Origin of the sequence: Kitasatospora sp. NPDC057518 (assembly GCF_042802075.1) — a bacterium.
Lineage (GTDB): Bacteria > Actinomycetota > Actinomycetes > Streptomycetales > Streptomycetaceae > Kitasatospora.
Map to the genome: position 1 here is coordinate 1 of NZ_JBHVEU010000325.1, position 9,965 is coordinate 9,965.

The 9,965-nt window shown below is 75.3% G+C and carries 7 protein-coding genes and 1 pseudogene; 5 read left to right on the forward strand and 3 right to left on the reverse strand.

The genetic code is table 11. From position 1 onward, the window contains the following. Nucleotides 1-34: 34 nt before the first annotated feature. On the reverse strand, nt 35-2,839 hold the full coding sequence (gene ppc / locus ACFU7Z_RS27905) for a phosphoenolpyruvate carboxylase (protein WP_049653627.1): 2,805 nt from the start codon (nt 2,837-2,839) through the stop codon (nt 35-37). Nucleotides 2,840-3,098: 259 nt separating this feature from the next. Between ppc and ACFU7Z_RS27910 the strand changes: the two genes are divergently transcribed. Continuing rightward, a complete protein-coding gene (locus ACFU7Z_RS27910; protein WP_049653628.1) occupies nt 3,099-4,367 on the forward strand; it encodes a sensor histidine kinase in 1,269 nt (422 codons plus the stop codon). A gap of 57 nt (nt 4,368-4,424) precedes the next feature. Here the strand turns inward: ACFU7Z_RS27910 and ACFU7Z_RS27915 are convergent, their stop codons facing one another. Continuing rightward, nucleotides 4,425-4,952 (reverse strand): SUKH-3 domain-containing protein, encoded by a 528-nt coding sequence (locus ACFU7Z_RS27915; RefSeq protein WP_380780404.1) that lies wholly within the window; start codon nt 4,950-4,952, stop codon nt 4,425-4,427. A 76-nt stretch (nt 4,953-5,028) separates the two neighbouring features. Continuing rightward, nucleotides 5,029-5,490, reverse strand: a complete 462-nt coding sequence (locus ACFU7Z_RS27920) for a YwqJ-related putative deaminase (RefSeq protein WP_380780396.1) — start codon at nt 5,488-5,490, stop codon at nt 5,029-5,031. 387 nt (nt 5,491-5,877) lie between these two features. Between ACFU7Z_RS27920 and ACFU7Z_RS27925 the strand changes: the two genes are divergently transcribed. The 4 genes and pseudogenes from ACFU7Z_RS27925 to ACFU7Z_RS27940 all read left to right on the forward strand — a co-directional run. Beyond that, complete coding sequence (locus tag ACFU7Z_RS27925) at nt 5,878-7,038, forward strand: Gfo/Idh/MocA family protein (RefSeq protein WP_380780398.1); 1,161 nt, start codon at nt 5,878-5,880, stop codon at nt 7,036-7,038. Further along, nucleotides 7,035-8,195: a DegT/DnrJ/EryC1/StrS family aminotransferase gene (locus tag ACFU7Z_RS27930; RefSeq protein ID WP_380780400.1), complete on the forward strand. Its 1,161-nt coding sequence runs from the start codon at nt 7,035-7,037 to the stop codon at nt 8,193-8,195. Before ACFU7Z_RS27925 ends, ACFU7Z_RS27930 begins: the two co-directional genes overlap by 4 nt. Before the next feature lie 138 nt (nt 8,196-8,333). Next, the gene (locus tag ACFU7Z_RS27935; protein ID WP_380780402.1) at nt 8,334-9,335 is read left to right on the forward strand and encodes an SMI1/KNR4 family protein; all 1,002 of its coding nucleotides are present in this window, start codon (nt 8,334-8,336) and stop codon (nt 9,333-9,335) included. Between the two features lie 103 nt (nt 9,336-9,438). Further along, a pseudogene (locus tag ACFU7Z_RS27940) lies at nt 9,439-9,965 on the forward strand (hypothetical protein); the annotation flags it as partial.

Below are 9,965 nucleotides of genomic sequence, written 5' to 3' on the forward strand. Positions count from 1 at the left end.
GGACACCGGCCCTCGGCCGTTCTCGGGCCGGCCGTCAGCCGGTGTTGCGCAGGCCGGCGGCGATGCCGTTGACGGTCAGCAGCAGCGCGCGGGCGCGCAGCGGGTCGTCCTGGCGCCCGGCCGAGAGCTCCTCGCGCTGGCGGCGCAGCAGCGCGACCTGGAGGTAGGAGATCGGGTCGAGGTAGGCGTCGCGGACGGCGAAGGTCTGCTTCAACACCGGGTTGTGCTCCAGCAGTTCGCTCTCGCCGGTGAGCCGGAGCACCTCGCGCAGGGTGAGCGCGTGCTCGGCCTTGATCTCGTCGAAGACGTGGTGCAGCTCGCCGGGCACCAGCTGCTCGACGTAGTGGCGGGCGATCCGCAGGTCGGTCTTGGCCAGCGTCATGGCGACGTTGGACAGGAAGTTGCGGAAGAAGTGCCACTCGCCGTACATCTCGTCCAGCACGTCGCCGAGGCCGGCCGCGCGGGCGGCGGCGAGGCCGGAGCCGACGCCGTACCAGCCGGGGACGATCTGCCGGGACTGGGTCCAGCCGAACACCCACGGGATGGCCCGCAGGCCGTCCAGGCCGGCGCCGGAGTCGGGCCGGCGGGACGGGCGGGAGCCCAGGTGCAGCGAGGCGAGCTGGTCGACCGGGGTGGAGGCGAAGAAGTACTTCGGCAGGTCCTCCTGCTCGACCAGGCCGCGGTAGGCGGTGTGGGCGGCCTCGGAGACCTGGTCCATCGCGGCGTCCCAGCGGGCCAGCGACTCGGGGGCCTGGCGCGGGGCGGTGTGCAGCGCGGAGGCGGAGAGCGTGGCGGAGAGGGTCAGCTCCAGGTTCTCCCGGGCCAGCGAGGGGAGCAGGTACTTGTCGGAGATGACCTCGCCCTGCTCGGTGACCTTGATCTCGCCCTCCAGGGTGCCCCAGGGCTGGGCCAGGATGGCCTCGTGCGAGGGGCCGCCGCCGCGGCCGACGGTGCCGCCGCGGCCGTGGAACAGGCGCAGCCGGATGCCGTAGCGGTGGGCGACGTCGCGCAGCCGGCGCTGGGCGCGGTGGATCTCCCACTGGGAGGTGGTGATGCCGCCGAACTTGGAGGAGTCGGAGTAGCCGAGCATGACCTCCTGGACGTCGCCGCGCAGCGAGACGAGCAGGCGGTAGGACGGGTCGGAGAGCATCTCGTCGAGGATGCGGTCGGCCTGCTGGAGCTCGTCGGTGGTCTCCAGCAGCGGCACGATGCCGATCTTGGCGATGCCGGCGTGCAGGTCGATCAGGCCGGCCTCGCGGGCCAGCACGGTGGCGGCGAAGACGTCGTCGGCGCCCTGGCACATCGAGATGATGTAGCTCTCGACGATCTCGTCGCCGAAGCGCTCGAAGCCCTGGCGGACGGTGTTGAAGACGCCGAGGGTCTTGGTGCCGGCCTCGTCCAGCGGGGCCGGAGTGGGGGCGAGCGGGCGGCGCGAGCGGAGTTCCTTGGCGAGCAGCTTCTGCCGGTACTCGCGGGGCATGTCGGCGTAGCGCCAGGCCTCCTCGCCGAGCCGGTCGAAGAGCTGGCCGAGGGCGTGGTGGTGGGCCTCGGCGTGCTCGCGCACGTCCATGGTGGCGAGCTGGAGGCCGAAGGCCTCGACGGTGCGGATGGCGCGGGCGAGGCGGCCGTCGGCGATGAGCTCGCCGCGGTGGGAGCGCAGCGAGTCCTGGATCAGCCGCAGGTCGGCGATCAGCTCGCGGGTGCCGAGGTAGTCGCGGCCCTCGACGTGCGGGGTGCCGCCGGCCAGCCGCTCGCGGGTGTTCTCCAGCTTGAGCCGGATGCAGGTGGCCTTGAGGCGGTAGGGCTCCTCGGCGTTCATCCGCTTGTAGCGCGGGCTGAGTTCGGGGAGCAGGTGCAGGTCGGTGTTGAGCGAGGCGAGCAGCTCGACCGAGGCGCCGGCCAGCCGCTCGGAGGTGGAGAGCGTGTTGCGCAGGTCGTCGATCGCGGCGAGCGCGTCCTTGATGCCGTACTCGTGCTGGAGGTTGAGGACGTCCCAGGTGACCTGCGGGGTGACGTTGGGGTTGCCGTCGCGGTCGCCGCCGATCCAGGTGCCGAAGGTGAGCGGGCGCACGCCGTCGGGCAGGCTCAGGCCGACCCGGGCGAGCTCCTCGTGCAGCTCCTCCAGGACCTCGGGGACGGCCTCGCGGTAGAGCTCGTCCAGGTAGTAGACGGCGTTGCGGGCCTCGTCGGTGGGCTCGGGGCGGGCGATGCGCAGCTCGTCGGTCTGCCAGAGCAGGTCGATGACCTCGGCCAGGCGGCGGTCGGCGGAGCGCTTGGCGCTGCTGGTGCGGGCCTGGTCGGCGGCGGCCAGGCCGGAGGTGACCTCGTCGCGGTGGATGCGGTCGAGGAGTTCGCCGATCCGGCGCAGCTTGTTGAGGACGCTGCGGCGGGCGGCCTCGGTGGGGTGCGCGGTGAAGACCGGGCGCACGGCGAGGTGGGCCAGGGTGTCCTGGAGGTGCTTGGCGTCGGCCTCGGCGAGCAGGTCGGCGGTCTGCGCGAGCAGCGAGCCCTCGCGGGCGCGGCGGGTGGCGAACTCGCGGCCGCGGTGCACCTGCTCGGTGACGTTGGCGAGGTGGAAGTAGGTGGAGAACGCCCGGACCAGCTTCGCGGCGGTGTCCAGGTCGATGTCGGAGAGGAGTTCGGCGGTGGCCTCGCCGTCGGTGCGGCTCAGCAGGCGGACCTGTTCGACCAGGCCCAGCAGCTGGGGGCCCTCCTGGCGGACCAGCGTCTCGCCGAGCAGGTCGCCGAGGCGGCGGATGTCCGCACGCAGGGCGGCGTTGTCGGGATCGGCGACGACGGGCGTGGGGCTGTCCGCCGGGGTGGGGACCGGAGCGGTCACGGCTGTCTCCCTGTGGTGGTGGGGTTCGGCAACGGCTCATCGTCACAGGTCCACACGCGTGTGGCGGGTGTGACGCGTGCGGACCGCGCTGTCCGACGCGACCAGCATAGGTGTCGGGGAGGGTGCTGTCCGCGACGTGGCCGGATGGCGGACAGGGCTGCCGAAAACCACCTGTGGTCTGGACCACTTGACGGCCTAGGGGGGTGTACGGGGAGATCCCGGTGGGGAGGGGAGGGGGTTGCCGCTTACGCTGTGGGGCATGAGCAACTCGCCTGGGGAGCGCGTGCCGGTCCGGTCGTTCTTGTGGTGGAAGCGGCCGCGCAGCGCTTTCCTGGACATCGGGCTGGCGTTGCTCGCCGCCGTCGAGTGCGCGGCCAGCACGATCGCCTTCCTCTCCGCCCGGATCCACGTCAGCACCGCGGGAGCGGTCGGGATAGCCGTGCTCGGCACGCTGGCCGGCGGCTCCCTGGTGGTGCGCCGGCGCTGGCCGGCCGTCCCGGTGCTGGTGACGCTGCTGGTGATGCCCGGGATGCTGGGCGTGGTGCTGCTGGTGGTGGCGCTGTACACGCTGGCGTCGACCTGGGAGTGGCCCTCGCGGCGCCGCCGGGTGGTCGCGCTGTCCGCGCTGGCCTTCGCCGAGGCGGCCGCCGTGATGGCGGTGTCGCTGATGACGCCCGGGGACGGGCCGGTGGACCCGCCGCCGCTGTGGGGTCAGATCCTGCTGTCGCTGCTGGTGGCGGTCGGGCTGACGGTCGCCCCGGTGCTGACCGGACTGTACGTCGGCGCGCGGCGGCGGCTGATCGAGTCGCTCAAGGACCGCGCGCACGGCCTGGAGACCGAACTGGACCTGCTGGCCGAGCAGGCGCAGGAGCGCGCCCGCCGGGCCCGGCTGGAGGAGCGCACCCGGATCGCCCGGGAGATGCACGACGTGGTGGCGCACCGGGTGTCGCTGATGGTGGTGCACGCCGGGGCGCTGGAGCGGATCGTCGGCAAGGACCCGGAGAAGGCGGCGCAGAGCGCCAAGCTGATGGGCGAGGTCGGCCGGCAGGCGCTGAACGAACTGCGCGAGATCCTCGGGGTGCTGCGGATGGACGACGAGCGGCAGCCGGAGCCGGACTCGCTGGCCGGGCTGCCGCGGCTGGTGGACCAGTCCCGGGTGGCCGGGATGGCGGTGACCCTGACGGTCAGCGGCAGCCGGCAGGAGTTCACCGGCGAGGCCGAGCAGACCGCCTACCGGGTCGTCCAGGAGGGCCTGACCAACGCGCACAAGCACGCGGGCGGCGCCCAGGTGTCCGTCCTGCTCTCGTACGCGCCGAACGGGGTGCGGGTGGCCGTGGTGAACGCCTGCCCGGGCGGGGAGCGGGGCGCGGCGAAGCTGCCCAGCGGGGGCAACGGGCTGGTCGGGATGCGGGAACGGGTGATCGCGCTGGGCGGCACCTTCTCCTCCGGGCCGGAGGCGGACGGCGGGTTCCGGATCGAGGCGGTGCTGCCGTCCCGGCTGGCGGTGCGGGCCGAGCGGCTGCGCTGAGCCGGGCCCGGCGCTCCGGCGCTCCCGGTGCTCCTCCTCCGTACGCCTCGGTGCCCGTCAGTACTCGTCCGGGGTCCGCAGCCGCTCCGGGGCCGTGCCCAGGACCAGGGCGGAGACCGCCTGGTCGATGCCGTGCCCGAGGAACCACTCGCCGGTGTGGTCCAGGCTGTAGACCCGGCCCTCCTCGTCGACGGCCAGCAGCGCCTGCCCGTACGCCTCCTCGCCGAGCGGGGCCAGCCGGGTGCCCAGCGCCCGGCCGAGGTCGAGCAGGGTGCGCGGCTGGTGCAGGCCGCACAGCGGGTCGATCAGGAACGGGGTGCGGGCCAGCTGGCGGCCCGGGCCGGACAGGTCGAAGGCGAGGCCGCCGAACTCGGCCCAGGCCTCCACCGCCGCCGGGAACACCGCGTGCGTCACGCCGGTGGGCGCGCCGTACCCGGCCAGGGCGTCGGCCCACTCCTCGGCCTGCCGGATCTGCCAGCGGCCGGGGTGCCAGCCGGCCGCCTTGAGCTCGGCGGCGACGTCGGCGGGGAAGCGCGGGCGGGTCCGGGCGCCGGCGGGGGAGAGGGTGGCCGGTGCGGGCGGGATGGGCGGGTTCAGGGCGGGCTCCAGGGCTGGGGGACGGGGGACGTGCCGGCGGCTCGGCCGGCCGGTGCGCGGGCGGTCAGTGCGCGGGCGGCCCGACGGCGACGCTGCGCACGGTGAAGTGCTCCAGCATCGGAGCGCAGGAGCGGCAGGGCGGCGCGTGGCTGCCGTGCGCCGGATCCCCCTCCTCGCGGATGCGGACGGTCGTCATCCGGGAGCCCTTGAGCGCCTTGCGGGCCTCGTGCAGCGTCATCGGCTTGCGGGCGGCGCGCTTGGAGCGCCGTCCGTCGACCGCGGCCAGGTGCTGGGAGAGCAGGACGGCCTCCGGGCAGCGGCCGGTGAACCGCTCGCGGGCCTCCGTCGGCAGGGTGTCCAGGAAATCGGCGACCAGGTGGTGCAGCACCGGGCGGCGCGGGTCCTTGTCGCCCGCCAGGGTGTGCACCTCGCCGCCCTTGAGCGACAGCGCGGCGGCGACGGCGGGCAGCAGGCTGTCGCGGTGGTGGCGCAGCACGGGCGGGCCCGCCGGCTCACCGGTGGTCATCCGTCGTCCTCCTCCTGGTAACCCGGTGTCGGCCGGAGTGACCGGGCCCGTCCGGGGCAAGCCTGTTCAGGGGCAAGCCTGTCAAACGGCACTGACAACCGCGCAACCGGGGTGCGGCGGCGGCCGGTGGCGCCACGGACCGGCCCGGCGGTCACCCGATGCTGGCCGAACGCGCACGCGTCCGTCACGACTTGTCCGCCGATTTACCGAAACGGCCCCGGAGGCCGGTACGCGGCCGGTACCGTTCCGGCAGCGAGCCGAAGGGGGACGCGGCCGACCGCGCGGAGCAACCGCCGGGCGGGCCCGACTCCCGTGCCCGCGCCGGACGTTGAGGCCACCGGGGAGGGCCTGCCGCCCACCCCGGCGCTGAGCGAAGGGGCCCGTGCGATGACGTCGGAACCGCAGGACGACCACTGGCAGGCCGCCAACCAGGCACCCGGCGGCCACGTACCCGCACCGGACGAGCCGCCCCGGCCGGTGCCCGAGCGCCCCGTCGGGCTGGCCGTGGTCGGGGCCGGCTACTGGGGCCCGAAGCTGGTCCGCAACGCGCAGCAGACCCGGGCGCTGCGGCTGCACTGGCTGTGCGACCTGGACGAGGCCAAGGCCCGCACGGTGCTGGGGGAGTACAGCACCGTCGGGGCGACCGCCAGCTACCGGCGGGTGCTGGCGGACGAACGGGTCGGCGCGGTCGCGGTGGCCACACCGGCGGGCGCCCACTACGCGCTGGTGCGGGCGGCGCTGGAGGCCGGCAAGCACGTCCTGGTGGAGAAGCCGATCACCACCTCCGCCGCCGAGGCCGAGGAGCTGGTCGACCTGGCCGAGCGGCGCGGGCTGGTGCTGATGTGCGACCACACCTTCTGCTACACCCCGGCGGTGCGGCGGATCCGCGAGCTGGTCCACGGCGGGGAGATCGGGGACGTCCAGTTCTTCGACTCGGTGCGGATCAACCTCGGCCTGGTGCAGCCGGACGTCGACGTGCTGTGGGACCTCGCCCCGCACGACCTGTCGATCCTGGACTTCGTGCTGCCGCCCGGGGTCGAACCGGTCGGGGTGTCCGCCCAGGGCGCCGACCCGATCGGGGCCGGCCGCGCCTGCGTCGCGTACCTGACGGTCCGGCTCAGCAACGGCGCGCTCGCGCACTGCCACGTCAACTGGCTCTCCCCGACCAAGGTCCGCACCACCCTGATCGGCGGCTCGCGGCGCACCCTGGTCTGGGACGACCTCAACCCGCAGGCCCGGCTGGCGGTGCACGACCGGGGCGTCGACCTCACCCCGCCCGACCAGCTCACCGACGAGATCCGGCACCGGGCGCTGATCTCCTACCGGGTCGGCGAGATGGTCGCGCCGGCGCTGGTCGAGCAGGAGGCGCTGCGCAACGTGATGGCCGAGTTCGCCGCCGCCATCACCGAGGGCCGGGCCCCGCTCACCGACGGCCGGGCCGGGGTGCGGGTGCTGCAGCTGCTGGAGGCGGCCTCGCTCAGCCTCGAACTCGGCGGGGTCACCGTGCCGGTGGGCGCGGCGGTCCGGGCCGGGGCGGAGGCGCGGTGAGCGGGGTGGTGCACGGTTCGGGGAACGGCCCGGGGAGCGGTGCTGCGGGGGAGGGCGTCCCGCTGGTCGATCTGGCGGCGGCGCACGCCGAGGTGGCGCAGGAGGTGCGGGCCGGCTTCGACCGGGTGCTCGCCTCCGGAGCCTTCGTCAAGGGCCCCGAAGTGGCCGCCTTCGAGCGGGAGTACGCGGCCTTCGTCGGCGTCCGGCACTGCGTGGGCGCCGCCAACGGCACCGACGCGCTCGAACTGGCCCTGCGCGCCCTGGACCTGCCGCCCGGCGGCGGGGTGGTGCTGCCCGCCAACACCTTCGTCGCCACCGCCGAGGCGGTGCTGCGGGCCGGGCTGCGCCCGGTGCTCGTCGACGCCGACCCGGAGTACCTGCTGATGGACCCGGAACGGGCCGCCGCCGCGCTGCCCGGCGCGGTCGCGCTGCTGCCCGTCCACCTCTTCGGCCAACTCGCCCCGATGGGCCCGCTGCTGGCGGCGGCCGACGGCCGTCCGGTGGTGGAGGACGCGGCGCAGTCCCAGGGCGCCCGGCAGCACGGGCGCACCTGGTACGGGCGGATCGCGGCCACCAGCTTCTACCCGGGCAAGAACCTCGGCGCCTACGGCGACGCCGGGGCGGTGCTCACCGACGACGACGCCCTGGCCGACGCCGTCCGGCTGACCGGCGACCACGGCGCCCGCGACCGGTACCGGCACGAACGGTTCGGCTGCAACTCCCGGCTGGACGCGCTGCAGGCCGTCGTGCTGCGCGCCAAACTGCGCCGGCTGCCCGCCTGGAACGCCGCCCGCCGGACCGCCGCCGCCCGCTACGACGCGCTGCTGGGCGGGCTGGACGGACTCGCCCTGCCCCGTACCGCGCCCGGCAACGAGCACGTCCGGCACCTGTACCCGGTGCGGATCGGCCCCGGCCGGGACCGCGACACGGTGCTGGCCGCGCTGCACGCCGCCGGGATCGGCGCCGGGGTGCACTACCCGGTGCCGGTCCACCTGCAACCCGCGTTCCGTCACCTCGGCCACCGCGAGGGGACGTTCCCGGTCGCCGAGCGGGCCGCCCGCGAACTGCTCAGCCTGCCGCTGCACCCGCACCTCACCGAGGCCCGGCAGCTGCGGGTGGCCGAGGCGCTGGCGCGGGCGCTGGGCGGGCGGCTGTGACGGCGGGGGCACTGCCCGCGCTCCGGGCTCTCCGGGGCAGGGGCCCGTCGTCCGCCTGGCTGACCGGGGGTTGAGGGCAGGCCCTAGGCTGGTGCCCAGCAAGCACCGTATTTTGCAGCAGCCAGTGGGGGCTCCCAGATGACGACAGGTCGGCCCGGCGTCGCCGCCGCACCGAACGCGGCGTACGCAGGTCAGGTGGTGCAGTTCCCGGACCCGGTCCGCGCGGAGCGGCACCCCGCCGGGGTCAGGGTGGACGAGTACGGCTTCCCGGACTTCGGTCCGTACGCCGCCGCCGCGGCCGAGGTGGCCGACCCGCCGGCGGGCTTCGGCGTGGACGAACTGCGGCTGACCGACTACGTCTCGGCCAACGCCGCGCTCTACACCCAGGGCCACCCGCTCTGGGCGGACCTCCCGACCGCCGTCGCCACCCCGCCCGGCTGGACCTGGCACCACGCGGTCGGCCGGGCCGCCCCCGGCTGGCGGCGGATGGAGCTCGTCCCGGTCGAGGTCAAGGCGCTGCTGCGGCACCACGGCGGCCTGGCCACCTCCGCCGCCGACCACACCCGCCGCGGCACCCGCCCGCTGCAGGAGCGCCGTCCGGTGCACTTCTCGCTGGCCGGGGACGGCGGCGACCCGATCGGCGTCCCCGAGGACCTGGTGCAGCGCGCCGAGGAGCGCCTCGGCTACCGGCTGCCCGACGCCTACCGCACCTTCCTCAAGCTGGGCGGCGGCCGCGCCCCGGTCGGCGTGGCGCTGGACACCGAGCTCGGACTGCTGCTCGACCAGCCGTTCCTGACGCTCACCGAGGAGTACGGCACCGACGACGTCGTGTACGCCAACAAGTGCCTGCGCGACCACCTCACCAAGGACTACCTGGGCATCGCCTACGCGCAGGGCGGCCTGGTCGCGCTCAAGGTGCGCGGCGAGCGGGCCGGCTCGGTCTGGTTCCACCTGTACGACGACGCCCGCGACGCCGGCGGCCCGGAGGCGCCGGAGGACCGCTGCGCCCGGCTGCTGCTGCCCTGCGGCGAGGACTTCGACGCCTTCCTGCTCCGGCTGGCCGGCAGCCCGCCGGAGCTGGAGACGGTCGCGGAGCTGATGGTGGACGGCGGGTTCGCCCGGGCCGTCCCGGTCGGCTGAGGCGCGTGGGCGCGGTGTTCGTGGTGCTCGCGGTGGTGTCGGTGGCCGAGGTGATCGCGGTGGAACGGGGGACGAAGAGGATGCGGACAGGGGTGAACCGGGCGTGGTGACGTACGCGCAGGCGCAGGAGCTCGCCGAGGAGTGGATCAACGGCGGGGTGCCGCGCTCGCAGCAGCGCGAGGTGCGGGTCCGGGAGTTCGACCTGGGCTTCGTCTGCTGGGCGGTGGCGCCCACGGGCCCGGCCGACGGCTCGGGCGGTGCGGGCGGCGGCTCGGGGGAGGCGCGGCTGGTGATCGCCCGGGACTCCGGCGCCAGCACGCTCTGGCCCGCGCTGCCCGTCAACGAGGTGGTCCGGCAGTACGAGGAGGTCTACGGGCGGCCGGTGGCGGCCAACCCGGCGGGGGCGGCGAAGCCCGCGCCCGGGCCGGTGGAGGCGACCTCGTTCCTGCTCAGCCCGCCGCAGTGGCTCCAGGAGGCGGGGGCCGCGGCGATCGCGGCGGAGGCGGAGCGGCTCGGGACGGCTCCGGCCGCTGTTGCCGCCGCTGCCGCGCCCGCGTCCGTTCCGGCTGTCGCGCCCGTCGAGGAGCCGCCCGCCGCGGCGCCGCGGCCCGGGCCGGCCGTGCTGACCCC